The sequence below is a fragment of the Novosphingobium sp. Chol11 genome (genome assembly GCF_945870625.1).
GTDB lineage: Bacteria > Pseudomonadota > Alphaproteobacteria > Sphingomonadales > Sphingomonadaceae > Novosphingobium.
This window is the reverse complement of sequence record NZ_CAMBTS010000061.1, coordinates 1-16,878: the sequence shown is the minus strand read 5'-3', so window position 1 is coordinate 16,878 and position 16,878 is coordinate 1. Positions and strand designations below refer to the sequence as shown.

At 66.5% G+C, this 16,878-nt stretch carries 11 protein-coding genes; 10 read left to right on the top strand and 1 reads right to left on the bottom strand.

Features of this window, described 5'->3' with window-relative positions; translation table 11 throughout:
- The 4 genes from Q0O40_RS10510 to Q0O40_RS10495 form a co-directional block, all read left to right on the top strand.
- On the top strand, positions 1-2,387 hold a 2,387-nt coding region (locus Q0O40_RS10510), incomplete at its 5' end, for a hypothetical protein (protein WP_295529400.1).
- A complete protein-coding gene (locus Q0O40_RS10505) occupies positions 2,387-5,506 on the top strand; it encodes a CHAT domain-containing protein (RefSeq protein ID WP_295529398.1) in 3,120 nt (1,039 codons plus the stop codon). The genes Q0O40_RS10510 and Q0O40_RS10505, both read left to right, overlap by 1 nt.
- Positions 5,507-5,597: 91 nt before the next feature.
- A complete protein-coding gene (locus tag Q0O40_RS10500) occupies positions 5,598-5,897 on the top strand; it encodes a PAAR domain-containing protein (protein ID WP_295529396.1) in 300 nt (99 codons plus the stop codon).
- A 96-nt stretch (positions 5,898-5,993) separates the two neighbouring features.
- The gene (locus Q0O40_RS10495; protein ID WP_295529394.1) at positions 5,994-6,824 is read left to right on the top strand and encodes a type II CAAX endopeptidase family protein; all 831 of its coding nucleotides are present in this window, start codon (positions 5,994-5,996) and stop codon (positions 6,822-6,824) included.
- Here Q0O40_RS10495 and Q0O40_RS10490 read toward each other — a convergent pair.
- Positions 6,817-8,283, bottom strand: a complete 1,467-nt coding sequence (locus Q0O40_RS10490) for a peptidoglycan DD-metalloendopeptidase family protein (protein ID WP_295529392.1) — start codon at positions 8,281-8,283, stop codon at positions 6,817-6,819. The two genes, Q0O40_RS10495 and Q0O40_RS10490, sit on opposite strands and share 8 nt — an antisense overlap.
- Positions 8,284-8,467: 184 nt before the next feature.
- Between Q0O40_RS10490 and tssK the strand changes: the two genes are divergently transcribed.
- The 6 genes from tssK to Q0O40_RS10460 form a co-directional block, all read left to right on the top strand.
- Positions 8,468-9,742 carry a type VI secretion system baseplate subunit TssK gene (gene tssK / locus Q0O40_RS10485; protein ID WP_295529390.1) on the top strand — a complete coding sequence of 425 codons (1,275 nt, stop codon included), beginning with the start codon at positions 8,468-8,470 and terminating at the stop codon, positions 9,740-9,742.
- Entirely contained in the window at positions 9,718-11,223 is a 1,506-nt protein-coding gene (gene icmH / locus Q0O40_RS10480) for a type IVB secretion system protein IcmH/DotU (RefSeq protein WP_295529388.1), read from the top strand. Before tssK ends, icmH begins: the two co-directional genes overlap by 25 nt.
- 13 nt (positions 11,224-11,236) lie before the next feature.
- Positions 11,237-14,689, top strand: a complete 3,453-nt coding sequence (gene tssM / locus Q0O40_RS10475; RefSeq protein ID WP_295529386.1) for a type VI secretion system membrane subunit TssM — start codon at positions 11,237-11,239, stop codon at positions 14,687-14,689.
- On the top strand, positions 14,671-15,234 hold the full coding sequence (gene tagF / locus Q0O40_RS10470; RefSeq protein WP_295529384.1) for a type VI secretion system-associated protein TagF: 564 nt from the start codon (positions 14,671-14,673) through the stop codon (positions 15,232-15,234). The genes tssM and tagF overlap by 19 nt, the downstream gene beginning before the upstream one ends.
- Positions 15,227-15,985, top strand: a complete 759-nt coding sequence (locus Q0O40_RS10465; RefSeq protein ID WP_295529382.1) for a protein phosphatase 2C domain-containing protein — start codon at positions 15,227-15,229, stop codon at positions 15,983-15,985. Before tagF ends, Q0O40_RS10465 begins: the two co-directional genes overlap by 8 nt.
- Positions 15,982-16,878 (top strand): serine/threonine-protein kinase (locus Q0O40_RS10460; protein ID WP_295529380.1); only part of this gene is annotated, 897 nt, incomplete at its 3' end. The genes Q0O40_RS10465 and Q0O40_RS10460, both read left to right, overlap by 4 nt.

Here is a 16,878-nt window from a genome sequence, read left to right as displayed (position 1 = left end):
CGGCGACGGTTTCGGGTCAATCGGTGGATGTGAGCGCGGCGGGAGTATCGCTCACGAGCGCGACCTCGACCGGCGGCGCGCTGTCGCTGGTGGCGAGCGCGGGTGATGTTCTGGTCGATACGGCTTCCGCGACGGGCGGCAATGCGACGGTGACGGCATCGCTCGGTGTGCGTGGGCGCACGGCGGGCACGCGCAGCGCGGTGAGCGCGGCGGGTGGTGCCAATACCGTTGCGGTGACGGCGACGGGTGGTCAGGCGTTTCTTGGCGCGGTGAGCGCGCCGGGTGCGGCGACGGTTTCGGGTCAGTCGGTTGATGTGAATTCGGCAGGTGTTTCGCTCACGAGCGCGACTTCGACCGGCGGCGCATTGTCGCTGGCGGCGACGGCGGGCGATGTGTTGGTGGATACAGCTTCGGCGACGGGCGGCAATGCGACGGTGACGGCATCGCTCGGTGTGCGCGGACGCACGGCGGGGACGCGCAGCGTGGTGACGGCGACGGGCGCGGGCACGAGCGCGGCGGTGACTGCGACGGGCGGACTGGCCTTCCTCAGCACGATTACCGCAGATGCGGCGGGCACCGCGCGGGTGAGCGGCAAGTCGATCGATGTGTTGGACGGGGCCATTTCGCTGACTTCGGCCAATGCGACCGATTCCGTCGTGATCGAAGCGACTGCGGGCGACGCATTGCTGAGCGATGCCACGGTAACGGCAGGGCCTTTGACCATCACGGCGGCGCAGACCGTGGCGGGACGCGGCGGCACGCTGGCGAACCTCTCGGCACTGGGCGGCACGGGCGTTCTGACGGTGAATGCCGCTGCGGGCGCGGCGCGGCTTGGCACGCTGGCTTCGGGCGCAGCGACCACGATCACGGCGGCGGGCGATATCGGCGTGACCAGCGGGGCCAGCGGCGGCAATTTTGCCGCCAATACCGACGGCGCCATCGGGCTGGGTACGATTGTTTCGGGTGGCACGCTCGCCTTGGCGGGGAAGACCGCGCCGGCCAGCGCGACCTCGATCACGTTGACCGATGGCACGAGCACTGGCGCGTTCAGCGCGGCAACTGGCGGCAAGGCCACGATCGGCAAGATCCAGTCAGGCGGGAATTTGGACATTACCGCCGGAGACGATATCGCGATCACCGAGGGCGTCAGCGGCGGCGATGTGACCGCAGTGACACCCAACACGTTCAAGCTGCTGGCGGGCGGCCTCAACGCGGCGGGCAAGACGGTGACCATTACGGCCTCCGACGCGGAAATCGGCAGCAGGGTGACGGGCGCGACCATCACCATGATCAACGCCAGCCCTGCGGCCAATCCGTTGAACATGGGCGATGGCGCGCCGGGCGGCGGGTTCGGGTTGAGCCAAGCTGAAATCAACTTCCTCAATGCGGCCACCGTGGTGCTCGATGCGGGGACGACCGGGACCTTGACCCGTCAGGATGTCGCGATTGGCGGCCTGGCGCTTGATCCTGCGGTGGGGACCTCGCGCATCGATGTGCTGGGTGTGCAGCGGATCGACGTGACCGGGGCCATCAGCGGCTCTGGCAACCGGACCTTGCGCCTTGGCGGCAACGCGGCAGTGAGCGAACTGGCCAGCGTCATCCGCGTGGCGGCCGAGGCCGCAGGCGGGGGCGGACGCATTCTCTTGACGGGAGGTTCGCTCGAACTCAACGGCAAGGCCATCGGCGTCGGCCAGGATGCAGGCTTCCTTGCCGATCTTGGTCTCAAGGCAGGGGGCACACCGCTGGCCAAGGAACTGGTGGCCAGCCAATATATCGGCAATGCGAACTCATCGCTTTACAGCTCGATTATCGGCGGTGCGCCATATGCCCCGCCGCCGCAAGTACTCGTTCAAGCCACCAAGCTCTCGGTGCGCTTCAATGATTACGCGTTGTTCCAGAATACTGGCACGGCAGGGACCACCTCTGGCGCGGTGATCGGCACGACGACGGCGGCGCCGACGTTGGCGGCGCTTTCGATCACTGGCGCAGTGCCGCCGGAAGGGCGCGGCTTTGCGATCTTCGGCACGATCAACGAGACGCCTTCTTCGGCAACATCGCTGCTGGGCGAGGCGATCATCGTGGTGAAGGACGTCGACCGGGCAAACTTGCGCATTAATGGCTGCCTTGTCAGCTCGGGCGGCGGCGGCTGCCTCGTCAGCACGATCGTCCAGCCGGCGCTGCAGGTGTTCGACACGAGCCGCGCCGACATCTTCAAGACCACGCCGGACTTTGAAATTCCGTTCGAACCGCTGGTCGCCACCAACAACGAGGCCTTGTTCGGCGATGTCGGCACGTTCGGCCTCGGCGATCTGCCGATGGGCCTGCCCCCCGCGGCTGGCCCTGAATGTACCGATCCGCAGACCTGCCCGAAGAAGGACATCAAGTGATGCGTCGCGCGTGGATTTCGACGATCGCGCTGGTTGCCGCAAGCACGGCCCCCATCGCCGGCCTGAACACGGCCTTTGCGCAAACAGCGGGCAAAGACCTGCCCGACCGGATCGAACTGGGCCGCGATGCGCGCGGCGAGCCATGCGCCGCGACGCGCAACTGGAACGACGCGGCACTGCCGGGGTACTTCTCCGAGAGCTACACGATCACCTGCCGCGGCGCGACCGCAGGGCGCTCGCTCGGCGTGGTCCGCGCGTTCAAGCCCGCGTTCATTGAATCGGTCGAGCGCACGCTGGATTGCGGCGCGGCGGGCAGCTTCCCCTTGTCCGGGCTCGGCCCGGTGCGCGCGCGGCGCTGCATCGACAAGACGATCGGCTTTGAGACCGTGGCGACGAGCTATACGCGCGGCAAAAAGAATTTTGTCGCCTCGGTCGTATCGACCGCGCAAGGGCCCGCCGAAGAAGCGCTGCGGGTGCTGGCCCGGGCGAGCAAACCCAATCCCGACCGCAACCGCAAAACGCTGGCGGCGATTGATCCTGCCATGCTGGCGCCGCCAGCAGGCAGCGCCACGGGCGATCCGCTGGGGATAGATTCGGCCGCCGCGCTCCAGCAAGGGGTGCGCTTCATCCGCCAGGGGCTCCATATGGAAGCCTCGCGCGTGCTCAATGATGCGCTGAGCCGTTTGCCCACCGATGCGCCGGCCGCGCAGCGGATCGATCTGCTGCTCGTGGCTGGCCTGGCCGATTCGAACTTGCGCTTTTTCGATTCGGCGAAGGAGAGTTTCGACCGCGCCGATGCCCTGCTGGCGGCCAATCCCGACGCCGCTGGCGCGGCGACGCTGGCCCGCAAGCGCGCCAACTATGCCACGCTCGATCTGCTCAATCGGCGCGAATTTGCCAATGCCATGCAATCGCTCGACCAGCTGACGATCAGCACGAGCGACGCCGCGCAGCCTTTGACCGATGTGACGATCGTGCGCTCGCTCAATCAGCAGAGCGACAGCGAGCGCGCCTCATCGCAATCGATCGCGGTGCCCGATGTCGCCACGCTCTCGCAGCTGGTGATCGATGCGCAGGCACAATGGGCCCGCAGTGTCTCGCTGCTGGCGCAAAACAAGCCTGAAGAAGCGAAGACTGCGCTGGCATTGGCCGATCGCAGCTTTTCGGTGCTGCGGCGCGAACGGGTCGATCAGCGGCAGGTGCTCTGGCTCGATGCGCGGATCGAGCGCCAGCGCGGCCGCATTCTGGCGCGACTTGGCGATTTGCCGGGCGCGCTGGCCGCGCTCGACCGCGCAATCGCGAGCCTCAATCGTGCGGGCAGCGAAGGCAGCGGGGTCGGCCCGACTTTGGCCGAAACCCAGATGGAACGCGCCGCGCTCGGTTCGGGAGACCGCACCGCCGATCTGGCGCAGTTCGAAGGCGCGATCAACGAGCTGATCGCATCGGGCGCAGCGGGCAGCGTGTTGCCGCCCTCGATCGAAAAGTATCTCGATCTGCTGGTCGCCGAAGCCGATGTGCAGCCCGCGAGCAATGCCGGTGAACGGTTTTTCCGCGCCATCCAGGCGGTGGGCGAGCCTGCGGTTTCGCGTCAGTTCACGCAGCTGCAATCGATCGTGACGGCGGACCAATCGCTCGCCGCGCGCGTGCAGGATCGCTCGGAGCTGGAGCGCGAGATCACCCAGCTGCGCTTTCAGATTGCCGAAGTGCCGACCGATCAGCCTGACGTTGCCAAGGCGCTGGATGCGCGGCGCACAGCGGCCGAGGCGCAACTGGTGACCATCGATGCAGAATTGCAGGCCAGCAACGCGTTCCGCGCGGTCGACGATCGTCCTGCGACGATTGCCGAAGTGCGCGAGGCCCTGCGGCCGGACGAGGCCTTTTTCAAGGTCACGCAGATCCGCAACTATGCCTTCGGCATCCTGATCGATGGCCAAGGCTACCGGATCTGGCGCGTAGCGCGCCCGCTGGTTGATGTCGCTCCGCTGGCCGCAGTGGTGCGCGCTTCGATCGATGGCGGCGGCGCGAAGCTGCCGGTGTTCAATGTCGCGGGGGCCTATGCGCTGTTTCAGCTGGCAGCCGGCCCGGTGGCCGAGCGTCTGCTGGCCGCCAAGGCAGTGGTGGTCGATCCATCGGGACCGTTTGAAAAGTTGCCGCTGGGTGTGCTGGTGACGGACCGTGCCAGCGTCACTGCGTTTGCCGCGAGCCGGGTCAAGCGCCCGGATGATTACAGCCAGGTCAGCTTCCTGGCGGCGCGCGTGGCGCTGTCTTCGGCGCTGTCGCCGCGCTCTTTCCTGGTGGCGCGCAAGCTGCCGGCCTCGACCGCGCCGCAGCCGTTCATCGGCTTTGCCCAGCACATGCCGATGCCGCTGAGCGGCGAATTCGGCGGCCAGATGATCAGTGTGGGCACCAATTGCGTGGTCGAACGGCGGGCCATCGCGGCCTTGTCGAACCAGTTGAAACCGATCAACGCCAGCGAGCTGGGCCGCGCGACGACCGCGCTGGGGCTGGCGAGCGCGCCTTCGATGATCGACGGCGCATTCAGCGATACAGCCATGCAAACGCGGACCGATCTCAATCAGTTTCAGGTGCTCCATTTTGCCACGCACGGGCTGACCGAAGGGCAATGGGGCTGCCGCCAATCGCCGCCGGCGCTGGTGACCAGCGTGGGCGATGACAAGTCGGACGGCATCCTGAGCTTTGCCGAGATCGCGCGGCTGCGGCTCGATGCCAATCTGGTCGTGCTCTCGGCGTGCGATACCGCCAGCGGCGTGAGCAGCGCCGAAGCGCGCGCGGCGGGGCAGGAGGAATCGGGGGCCACGCTCGAAGGGCTGGTGCGCGCGTTCCTGGCCGCCAATACCCGCGCGGTGCTGACGACATATTGGCCGATTTCGGACGAAGGCGAGAGCGAGGCGCTGATCGAGGGCTTCTACCGCGCTGGCCGCACCGCCGACGTGGCCACCGCGCTGCGCACCGCGCAGACCGGGCTGATCACCCAGCCGGCCTTTTCGCACCCGATTTTCTGGGGCGCGTTCTTTGTGGTGGGCGATGCGAGCAAGACGATGTTGTCGGGGACGGCGGTAGCCGTGGCTCCGGCGGACGGGAAGCCTGCGGGTTTGTGACCAAGGTTGCTGGCTTTTCAAACGGGGGCATCCGCAATAGAAGGACAGAGCGCCCGGTGATGCGCGCGGAAAACTGATCTAGGAGACGGCCATGGTAGGTTTTCCGGCTGCGCGTATGGGCGACATGCATGTCTGCCCGATGGTCACGGGGGTTGTGCCGCATGTTGGCGGGCCGGTCCTGCCGCCTTGCGCGGTTACAGTATGGACTGGCAAGAAGCCGCAGGCGCGCGTGGGGGATATGGCCACTTGCGTCGGGCCGCCCGATGTTCTGGTGAAGGGCTCAGGGACGGTGCTCGTCAACAACATGATGGCGGTGCGCATGATCATGGATCAGACGGCACACGGCGGGATGATCGTGCTGGGTGAGTTCACGGTGCTGATCGGTGGTTAAGCCATTGGCGGCATGGGCGGATCGGGGCCGGGTGCATAGGTCCACACGCCTGTGACGCGCGCAAGTTCTGGGCCGCCGCAGCTTGTCCGAGATGGTTTGTGCCTGGTCGCCGGGCTTGGCGTTGCTGCTGCTGCGATCATGCTGGCGCCGGAATGGATCGCGACGGTTCAGATCGAGTCGTCCATCCTGCTCAATGCCCTGTTTTATGGCGCAATTTTCGGGCCGATGGCGCTGGCTGCGCTGGCCGGTGGCTGGATCACCGGGGCCTTACCAACGGCCGGATCGCAGCCACTGCGCTGGGCGTCGCTCAGCTTTGCCAGCGGCGCGGCGGGATTGATCGTCGCCGCGTGCTATGCCTGGCTGGCCGGATCCGCAGTGGCAGGCACGGGCGCGACGCTGGCGACGGGCGCTTTTTTCGCGGGGGCCGCGATCATTGCGGGGCAGGTGGCCGCCGAGGAGCTGTTTTTCCGGGGCTGGATGCAGCCGCTGCTGGCGCGCCATGCCGGGCCGCTGGCGGCGATGATCGTGGCCGCGCTTGCCTTTGCCGGGTTTCACATGCTCGGCGGCGCGCGCGCGCCGCTGACTTTGCTCAATCTGCTGCTTGGCGGGATATGGTTCGGCATGCTTGGCTGGCGCAGCGGCGGCCTGATCGCGCCGGTGACGGCGCATTTCGGATGGAATGCGGCGGAGCAACTGGGGCTCGGGCTGGACCCCAATCCCGGCATCGGCGACTTTGGCGCGCTCGCCGATTGGGATATGACCGGCGCGGTGATGTGGGGCGGCAGCGGCGAAGGGCTCAATGCCAGCATCGCCATGACGTTTGTGCTGGCGGCGCTGATCGTGCCGCTGATGCTCAAAGGGCGGCAGGGCGATCACGCAAGCGGGACAGCGCCTGCGCCCGCCGGGACAACGACCGCGCCTATTTGACGTATTGCGCGCGGGCGATATCGACCCGGTCGCGCGCTTGCCGGAATGCGGCCAAAACGCTGCCTTCGAGCGCCTTGCGCCCGGAATCGGTCTTGATCTCGAGCGGATCGACCCGTTCCCCGTCGACGTGCACTTCATAATGCAGATGCGGGCCGGTCGAGCGGCCGGTGGTGCCGATTTCGCCGATTTTCTGCCCTTGTATCACCCGCGCGCCCGGGGCAATGTCGGGCATGAACATGTTCTGGTGCAGATAAAGCGTCTGCCAGCCATTGTCGTGGCGCAGCACGGTGAGATTGCCGTTGGGGCCCTTCATCGCGGCGAAATCGACCACTGCGTTGCCCGCCGCGAAGATCGGGGTGCCGATGGGCGCGGCAAAATCGGTCCCGCCGTGGAGCTTGTTGTAATGCAGCACGGGGTGGAAGCGCATGCCGAACTTCGAGGAAATGCGCGCGCCATCGACCGGGGTGCGCATGAACGAGCGCACGGTCGAGGCGCCATTGCCGTCGTACCAGCCAAATTCGCCTTCGGGGGATTTGAACCGGTAGAGCGTGCGGCTCTTTGCCGGGGTGGTGAGCGAAGCATAGACGAGCTGCGGCTCACCCACCGGATCGCCCGCGGCGTTGACCGTGGTTTCATAGGCGACTTCGAACGTATCGCCGGGCGAAACTTCGGAGGCGAGGTTGAAATCAAACGCGAAGGCGTTGATGAAATCGGGGATCAGGCTGTCGATCAGCCCCGCCGAGACCGCCGATGAATAGAAGCTGTCGGCATCGAGCTCGCCGCTCACCACCCGGATCTGCTTGCTCAATTCCGCCGCAACCGCGCTCGCGGTGATGACCCCGGCGGCATCGCGGGTGACCGCCGCGCCCGAGCCATCGAGCCGCGAAACCTCCATCCGATCTATATGGGTGCCGTCACCGCCGATGGCGAGCGTGAGGATCATGCGGATTTCGCCCGCAGCCGCGCCCAGCGCTTTGCCGGTTTCGCGAGTCGCGGTTTCGGCTTCGGCGGCGGGCACTCCAGCGGCGATCAGCGCATCGCGCAGATCGGCTGGCCCGGCGAGCACGAGGCGGCGCACCGACCTGGTTTCGCCGGGGGCCACCGGGCTGGCGGCGGCGGTTTCGGGCAGATCGCCTGCGGCAGGGATGGGCGGTGCGCGCATCAGCCAGGCGGCGGCCGCACCGGCACCCAGGATCGCCAGCGAAAGCGCCGGTCCGATCAGGCTGCGGGCCGCCGCGCTGCTTCCCGGTTTTTCGCCGGTCCGGGGCTGCTTTTGCGCTTTCTGCTCGCCCGCTTTCCGGGCCGGGGCGATGGCTTCGGTCGGATGCGGCGATGCGGGCTGGCCGCTCGGCGCGACAATCCCGCGAAACGCCTCGGGCAAGGCCTCGCTGCTGGAGCGGGGCGGTGTCGGCTCGGTTTTGCCCCATGATTTCGGGTCGAATGATGGCTCGTCGGTCACTTCGCCCCCCCGCAGCAGGAATTGTTGCTTATTACGCGCGCAAACTGATAACCATGCTTTCGTTCAAACGGAAGCTATGCTTCAAGGACGTTGTAACAAGCACGGCCGGGGGGATTTTATGGCGGGCGGCAGGCGGGTTGCGTGGCGGGAAGGACTTTTCCTGCGCCCGCAACATTTCCAGCAGATGGATCGTGCCGCCGATGCCGCGCTGCGCGCCCGCGCTGGGCTGCTTCGCCCTTATCCGTGGGGCCTGGTCGAACTGGTCATCAACGAAGATCTGGCGGTGCTGGGCAAGTTTGCGATCGTGCGCGCCAGCGGGACCTTGCCCGATGGCACCCCGTTTTCGATCCCCGACGAGCTGCCCCCGCCCGAACCCATCGATGTTCCCGATGATGCCCGCGATGTGATCGTCTCGCTGACCCTGCCGGCGGCGCAGATCGGCGCGGTGGAATTTGCCGAAGCCGATCGTATGCGCGGCGATGCGCGCTATCTGGTCGATGAAAACGAGGTTGTCGACGCGTTTTCGGATGAGCGCACCTCGGAGCCCATCGAACTGGCACGGCCCAACTTGCGCTTTGGCATCACCCGCGATCAGACCTATGGCCGGGTCTGCCTCGGGCTGGTCCGCATCCGCGAGGTGCAATCCAAGCGGGTCATGTTCGACGAACGCTATATTCCGCCGACGCAGGACATCGCCGCTGCGCGGCGGCTGAAGGGCGGGCTGGTCGATATTGCGGGCCGCGTCGAACAACGCGCCGAAGAGCTGGCGCTGCGCGCGGTCGAGGCGACCGACGGCGGCTCGGAAACCTTTGCCAGCTTCCTGTTGTTGCAGGCGCTGAACCGCTGGATGCAGGTGTTGCGGCATCTGGATTCGCTGCCCGGTGTGCATCCCGAGCGCTTGTTTGAAGCGCTGGCGGCGCTGGCCGGCGAAATCGCGACGCTGGTGAAGCCCGATCGCAAGGCCCCGCCGCTGGCGCCCTATGACCACGAGAATCCGCAGGTCTGCTTCGATCCGCTGTTCGATCTGCTGCAATCGATGCTCTCGGCGGTGTTCGACCGGTCGGCGGTGCAGCTCCCGCTCGAACAGGCAGGGCCCGGCGCGTGGGTTTCGACGATTGTCGATCGCAACCTTTATCAGCATGGCTATTTCTATCTGGCGGTCAATGCGGCGGCCTCCATCGAGGATATTCGCCGCGGGTTTCCTGCGATTGCCAAGCTGGGCGCGGTGGAAAAGATGCGCGCGATTGTCGATTCCGCTCTGCCCGGGGTGCCGCTGCGCCATGCGACGACGCCGCCGCCACAATTGCGCGTGTTGCCGGGATTTGTCTATTTCGAACTTGATCGCAGTGTGCCCGATTGGCGCGACTTTGCCACGGCCACCGCGCTGGGCCTGCATGTTGCGGGCGAATGGCCGCAGCTCAGGCTAGAGCTCTGGTGCGTGAAGAAGGCAGCACGATGACCGGCAACAACGATGGAAATGGCGGGGCAAATGGTGGCGGCAACCGCACGGTGTTCCGCCCCTCGCCGCTCTCTGGCCTGAAGCCCGGACAGGGCGCATCGCCCCCCGGCGCGGCACCGGGTGCGGGCATGGCGCAGCAGGCGGGTTGGGGCGCTCCCCCGCCCCCGCCGCCGCCTGCTGGTTTTGGCCAGCCGGATCAGCAGTTTGCCGCACAGCAAGCACCCGCGATGGCAGCGCCGCCGATGGGGGCCATGGCTCCGCAGCCGATCCTGAACGACGACGACATCCCTCTGCCCGCCACCCCGCGCGATATCCGCAGCATGCTGGTGACCGAGGCGGGCCCGGTGCTGGCGCTGGCGGCCAGCGTGCGTTCGGGCCGGGCGCGGATCGCGATGCCCGAGCTGCATGGCCGGGCGAGCGCGGCGATCACTGCGTTCGAGCGGGCCATTGCGCCCGCCTATCCGCAAGAAACGCAGATGCGCGCCAAGTATGCGCTCTGCTCGACGATCGACGACATTGCGCAGAATCTGCCCGGGGTCGGCCATGATGGCGCGGAATGGGCGCGGCGCAGCTTGGTCGTGCAGTTTTTCCGCGAGAATATCGGCGGCGACCGGTTCTGGCAGTTGACCGACGAAATGCTGATGCGCCCGTCCGAAAACGGCGATCTGATCGAACTGTTCCATGCTTGCCTCGCCGCCGGGTTTGAGGGCCGTTTCCGAGTGATGCCCGATGGCAAGGCGCGGCTGCAGGAGATCATGCAGCGGCTTTATGGCGCGCTGGAGCATCCGCGCTCGCTCTCGATGCTGGAGATTTCGCCGCAGTGGAAGGGCGTGCTCGCCCCCTTGCGCAAGATCGGCCTGCTCAGCCAGATTGCGCTGGCGGCGGCCCTGGCGGGGGCGCTGCTGCTGCTGTTCTTCATCTCGCTGCGCGTGCTGCTGATGTGGACCGGCGAGGATAGCTGGAAGGCGGTGAGCGCGATCACCCCGTCGCAGCCGCTGCGCCTGTCGCGGGTCGGCGCGCCGCCGCCGATTGCGGCGGAAAGCGGCCAGATCAGCCGCCTGAAGGCCTTCCTCGAGCCAGAAATCCGTCAGGGTCTGGTCGCGGTGGAGGAAGATGCGGCGACGGTGCGGGTGCGCACCAAGGTCGGCCAGCTGTTCCAATCGGGATCGGACCAGCTTGAGGCGGGCCGGGCCGAACTGTTCGAGCGGATCGGGCGCGCGATCGAAAGCGAAAAAGGCGCGGTCACGGTCGAGGGCCATGCCGACAGCGACAAAGTGGCCAGCCTCGCGTTTCCCGATAACAACGCGCTATCAGCAGCGCGGGCGCAGACCGTGGCGAACCTGATCGGCGCGGTGCTGAGCAACCCGGGGCGGATTACGGCGCAAGGCTATGGCGATAGCCAGCCGATCGCTTCGAACGACACCAATGAAGGCAAATCGCTCAACCGGCGCGTCGAAATCGTCGTGCCGAGGCAGCAGTGAGGGGAGCGCGCCGGTGAAGCGGTTTCTGACCAATTGGTGGGTCGTCTCGGGGCTCGTTGTCCTGTTCCTGTTGCTGATTTTCTGCGTCGGATTGCCGCTCATCGTCGGCTGGTTCCGCTCGTGGTGGGTGATTGCCGCGTTTGCGGTGCTGATTCTGGGCGGCTGGGGGCTGTTGGCGTTCTTGCGCGCGCGCCGCGCCAAGAAGGCGAACGATGCCATTCTGGCGCAGCTCGCCGCGCCCAGCGCAGGCGATCAGGAGAGCGCGGCGCTGACCGCGCGCATGGCCGAGGCGCTGGGTTCGCTCAAATCGGCTACGGGCAACCGCCGTGATTACCTCTACAGCAGGCCGTGGTATGTGATCATCGGCCCGCCCGGCGCGGGCAAGACCACCGCGCTGCTCAATTCGGGCCTGCGCTTTCCCTTTGCCGACCAATCGCTGAAAGGCGTGGGCGGCACCCGCAATCTCGATTTCTGGTTCGCCGACGAGGCCGCGCTGGTCGATACGGCGGGCCGCTATACCACGCAGGATTCGGATTCGAGCGTCGACGCGCAAGGGTGGCGCAGCTTTCTCTCGTTGCTCAAGAAGCACCGCCCGCTGCAGCCGATCAATGGCATCCTGATCGCGATCGGGGTCGATGAACTTTTGAAGGGCAGCCGCGCCAATCTCGATACGCATGCCGCAGCCGTGCGGCGGCGTCTGGCCGAACTGCGCGCGACGCTCGAAGTCTCGGTGCCGGCCTATCTGATCCTGACCAAGGCCGATCTCCTTGCGGGCTTCTGCGAATTTTATGACGATCTCGATGTTGAGGGCCGGCGCGCCGTGCTCGGCGCGACGTTGCCGATCACGCAGGGCAAGCCCGACCCGGCGACGGTGGTGACCGCGTTCGACCGGCTGGTCGCCAGCCAGTCCGAACGGCAGGCCAAGCGCTTGTTTGAAGAAGTGGATGCCACCCGGCGCAGCCTGATCCTTGGCTTTCCGGCGCAACTGGGCGCGCTGCGCGCCCGCCTCGCGCGGTTTGTCGACGGCGCGTTCATCGCTGGCGATCAGGCGACGGCTTCGCTGCGCGGGTTTTACTTTACCAGTGGCGTTCAGGACGGCGCGCCGCTCGATCGCATCCTGTCGGGCGTGGCCGAGGTTTACGATACGCGCACCGCCGCGCGCGGGCAATCGGGACGCACCTATTTCCTCAACCGCCTGCTCTCCGACGTGGTCTTTGCCGAAGCCGGTCTGGTGCAGATGGACCCGGCCGCGCGCGCGCGGTTGCGCCGCCGCACCATCATCGGCGTATCGGCCATCGCCGCGTGCGCGCTGCTGGTCGCGGTGCTGTGGTCGGCCAGCTTCATGGGCAATCGCGGATTTCAGCAGCAATTGCTCGCCAGCACGCAGCAGGTGCAGACTTTAACGCGCGAGACCGGGGTCGATCTGGTCGAAGTGCGCGCCACCGATCCCGATCTCGAACAATCGCTCGCGATTCTGCGCAGCCTACGCAATTTGCCGCAGGGCTATGCCGACCGGGCCAAGGGCGAGCCCGGATTGTTCATGACTTTCGGCCTGTTTCAATCGGGCCACGCCAATCAGGCGATCGAGGCTTACCGCGACGGGCTGCGCCGCATTCTGCTGCCGCGCCTGTTGATGCGGCTTGAGCAGTATATGGGCGAAAATGCCGCCAATGCGCTGGAAGTTTACGAGCCGCTCAAGGTCTATCTCATGCTGGGCGGGCAGGGGCCGCTCGATGCCGGCGCGGTCAAGGCTTGGGTCGCGGCGGACTGGGCCGGGCAAGTACTGCCCGGGGCCGACCGCGACGTGGTGCGCAACGAGCTTGAGCAGCATCTGGCCGCGCTGCTCGAAGACCAGAATATGGCGGCGGCGTGGCCCGGCCGCAAAGCCCCGCTCGACGGCGCGGTGGTCGCCTCGGCGCGCGCCGCGCTCCAGACGCTCAGTCTTGCCGATCGCGCCTATGCGGTCTTGCGCCAGAAGGCGGCCTCTTCGGAAGGCATGCCGTGGCAGGCATCGGCTGCGGTTTCGGCGGGCGATGCGCAGGCCTTTGCCAACGGGCAGGAAGTGGTCACGCTGACAGTGCCATACTTCTATACCCGCACCGGATTTGAAAAGTCCTATCAGCTGGGCCTCGCGACGGTGCAGGAGGACCTGAAGCGCGATCTGTGGATCATGGGCGGCGATGCCTCGACCGAAGGGGTGCAGGCGCAGATGGGCAATATCCGCCCGGGTGTGGCGGCGCTCTATGCGCGCGACTATATCGAGCAATGGGACCGGGTGGTGGCTTCGCTCAAACCCGCCGCTTACTTCAGCGATCAGGCCGCGTTCGGGGCGTTCACCAAGACCCCCTCGCCGCTCAAGCTGCTTCTGCTCGAATTGCGCAAGAACACGACCTTCAAAGGCGGCAGCGGCGCGGCCAAGGGCATGCTGGCGGGCGCAATCACGCGGCGGCTGGGCAAGGCGGCGGCGCTCGCACCGCAAGCAGGCGCTGGCGTGGATGCGGGGGTCGAGATTACGTCGCACTTCCAGCCGGTCCACGACTATGTCGGCGACGGCAAGGCACCGGCGCCAGTCGATGAATTCGTCGCGGCGATCAAGCAGGCGGGCTCGGCGGCGATTTCGGCCAAGCTGGCCGGCGGCGGCATGGGCTCTGAAGCTGTGCAAAGCGCGCTGGCGATGGCGGTCGGTTCGGTCGGCGCGGCCTCGGCAGGGGCCCCGCCGCAGTTGCAGGGCTTTGTTGCCGCCGCCGCCAAGGGCGGATCGCAGGCGCAAGTGGGCGCCGCCCAAGGCGCGGTTTCCGAAGCTTATGCCAAAGTGGTGCTGCCCGATTGCCAGGTCGCGACGCAGGAAAAGTATCCGTTCGTCGGTACATCGGAAGCCGATGCTTCGATGATCGATGTGCAGCGCACGTTCGGATTGAACGGCACGCTTGAGGCGTTCCTGTCGCAGCGGCTGGTGCCGATGCTGGAAACGGCGGGGCCGATCTGGCGCTGGAAGGCCGAAGATCCGGTGGCCGCCACGCTCGACCCCGCCAGCCCCAACGAGTTTGCCAAGACGCAGCAACTGCGCGACTTGCTCGCGGCTGGCCTGAGCATCAAGGTTGAAGCGCAATCGTTTGGCGGCGGGGTTACGGCGGCGGAATTTTCGTCGGGCGGGACCAAGTACCGGTTTGATCCCGCGAGCATGGCGCCCAAGCCGCTGATCTGGTCGTCGCAAGGCTCGCTGCCCGAAGCAGCAGTGATCCTCTACAAGGGCGACACCGCCGTGGCCAAGATCGAGACGCAAGGGCCCTGGGCGCTGTTTCGGCTGATGGACAAGGCGCGGCGCGAGAATGCCGGACCAAGCACACTGCTCGCGACCTTTGGCCAGGGCGATGTCTCGGCGGTGTTTCGCATCAGCCTGCCCTCCGACCGCAACCCGTTTGGCCGGGGCGGTTTATGGAGCTTTCGATGTCCAGCCATCCTCTGACAACGGGGCCTTTAACCGCCTGGCTTTTCGGCAAGTTGCCGACGCACGGCGATTTCATCGCACGCGAGCTGAGCCCGGCGCGGCGGGATGAACTTGATCTGTGGCTATCAGACGAGATGGTGCAGGCCCGCGAGGTTTTGGGGGCCCGGTTCGAGGATGCTTATGATGCGGCAACACCCTGGCTGCTGCGCGCGCGCGATGATGCGGGCCATTGGCACGGCGCGGCGATCTGTCCTTCGGTCGATGCCGCTGGCCGCCGGTTCCCGATCATCGCGGGAGCAGGCGCGGACGATGCCATGATGGCGGCCGGGATGGCGCTCTGCGCCGAGCAGGCGATTTACCGCGCGTTTGAGCACGGTCTCTCGGCCGATGGGCTTCATCCGCTCTTGGCAAATGACCATGCCGCTGCAACACTCGCGCCTGACGTGCCGCTGGCTGAAGGATGGTGGCGCGACGGCAACGAACGGGTCGGGCCGGATCACCTCGCCGGTTTTGCGCCCACTGGATTGGTGACGCGGATGCTCAGGGATTTCATCGATGGCTAGCCCATTGCGCCTCGAAGATGCGCTCGAAACCAATACCGGCTGCGTGCGCAAGGCGAACGAGGACAGCGCGGTGGCCTTGACCGAAGCCGGCGTTTGGCTGGTGGCCGATGGCATGGGCGGCCATGCCAATGGCAAGCAGGCGAGCGAGGCGCTGGTGCGCGCGCTTGCTGCGGCGCGCATCCCCGAAAGCTTTGACGAAGCCTGCGCCGCGACCGCCGCCGCGATCCATGCGGCGAATGCCGAAATCTATGCGCAGGCGCAGGCGCTGGGCGTGCAAATGGGCTCGACCGCGGTCGCGCTGGTGGTACGCGAGCGGCAATTCGCCGCGATCTGGGCAGGCGACAGCCGCATCTATCTGTTTCGCGAGGGGGTATTTCATCAATTGACCGTCGATCACACGCAAGTGCAGGAAATGCTCGATCGCGGATGGCTTACCCCCGAAGAGGCCGAGGGCCATCCGATGGGCCATGTGCTGGCGCGCGCGATCGGTGTCCGTCCCGAGCTTGAACTCGATGCGGTGAGCGATGAGGTACAGCCCGGCGACATCTTTCTGCTGTGCAGCGACGGGTTGCATGGGGTGTTGACCCAAGCCGAGATTGTCGCGGCGCTTGGCGCATATGGCCAGACCGCTGCTGCGCCGCTGGTGGCGCAATGCCTTGAACGCGGCGCGCCCGACAATGTCACCGTGCTGCTGGTCGGCGCCAGCGAGCGCACCGCGCTCTCGTTCGCCGCCCCGGCGGACACGCTATGACCAACGACGAGACCCCGCCCGACAACAGCGACCGGACGATTTTCAATCCGCAAGTGGGCGCGCCGTCCCAGCCCCCGCTGACACCAGCTGCGCCTTCCGCCCCGTCAAATCCATTTCCGGAAGCGGCGGTCGCGCCTGCACCGCTGACATCGATGCCGATGGCATCCGCCACTTCGTTTGCGCCGGGCCAGCAGCCTCGCCAGATTCAGGTCGGCGATGTGCTCAATCACATCTTCGAAGTGAAGCGGTTCATCGCGCGTGGCGGGATGGGCGAGGTGTTCGAAGGGATCAACGTCAACAGCGACGAGCGCGTGGCGATCAAGGTCATCCTGCAAAACCTGGCCGCCGATCCCAATGTTCAGGCGATGTTTCGCAAGGAGGCGCGCACGCTGACGCGGCTCGGCCATCCGGCGCTGGTGCAATACCGCGTGCTGGCGCAGGAGCCGGTGCTCAATGTGTTCTATATCGTCACCGAATATATCGACGGGCGCAATCTTTCGGATGTGCTGCGCGATCTCGACCCGACCCCGGCCGAACTTGCCGCGCTGACCAAGCGGCTGGCCGAGGGCCTGAGCGCGGCGCATGCGCTGGGGGCGATCCACCGCGATATCTCGCCGGACAACGTGATGCTCGAAGGCGGGCGGCTCGAAGGGGCCAAAATCATCGATTTCGGCATTGCCAAGGATCTCGATCCGGGCTCTGCCACGATCATCGGCGACGGCTTTGCGGGCAAGCTCAACTATGTCGCGCCCGAGCAACTCGGCGATTTCGGGCGCGAGGTCGGGCCGTGGAGCGATGTCTATTCGCTCGGCCTTGTGATCCTCGCGATCGCGATGAAGCGCGATGTGGCGATGGGCGGCACGCTGGTCGATGCAGTTGACAAGCGCCGCGCC

Coding starts and splice junctions, on each gene's coding strand:
- Q0O40_RS10505 (WP_295529398.1), top strand. CDS start 2,387: ATGCGTCGCGCGTGGATTTCGACGATCGCGCTGGTTGCCGCAAGCACG.
- Q0O40_RS10500 (WP_295529396.1), top strand. CDS start 5,598: ATGGTAGGTTTTCCGGCTGCGCGTATGGGCGACATGCATGTCTGCCCG.
- tssK (WP_295529390.1), top strand. CDS start 8,468: ATGGATCGTGCCGCCGATGCCGCGCTGCGCGCCCGCGCTGGGCTGCTT.
- tagF (WP_295529384.1), top strand. CDS start 14,671: ATGTCCAGCCATCCTCTGACAACGGGGCCTTTAACCGCCTGGCTTTTC.
- Q0O40_RS10465 (WP_295529382.1), top strand. CDS start 15,227: ATGGCTAGCCCATTGCGCCTCGAAGATGCGCTCGAAACCAATACCGGC.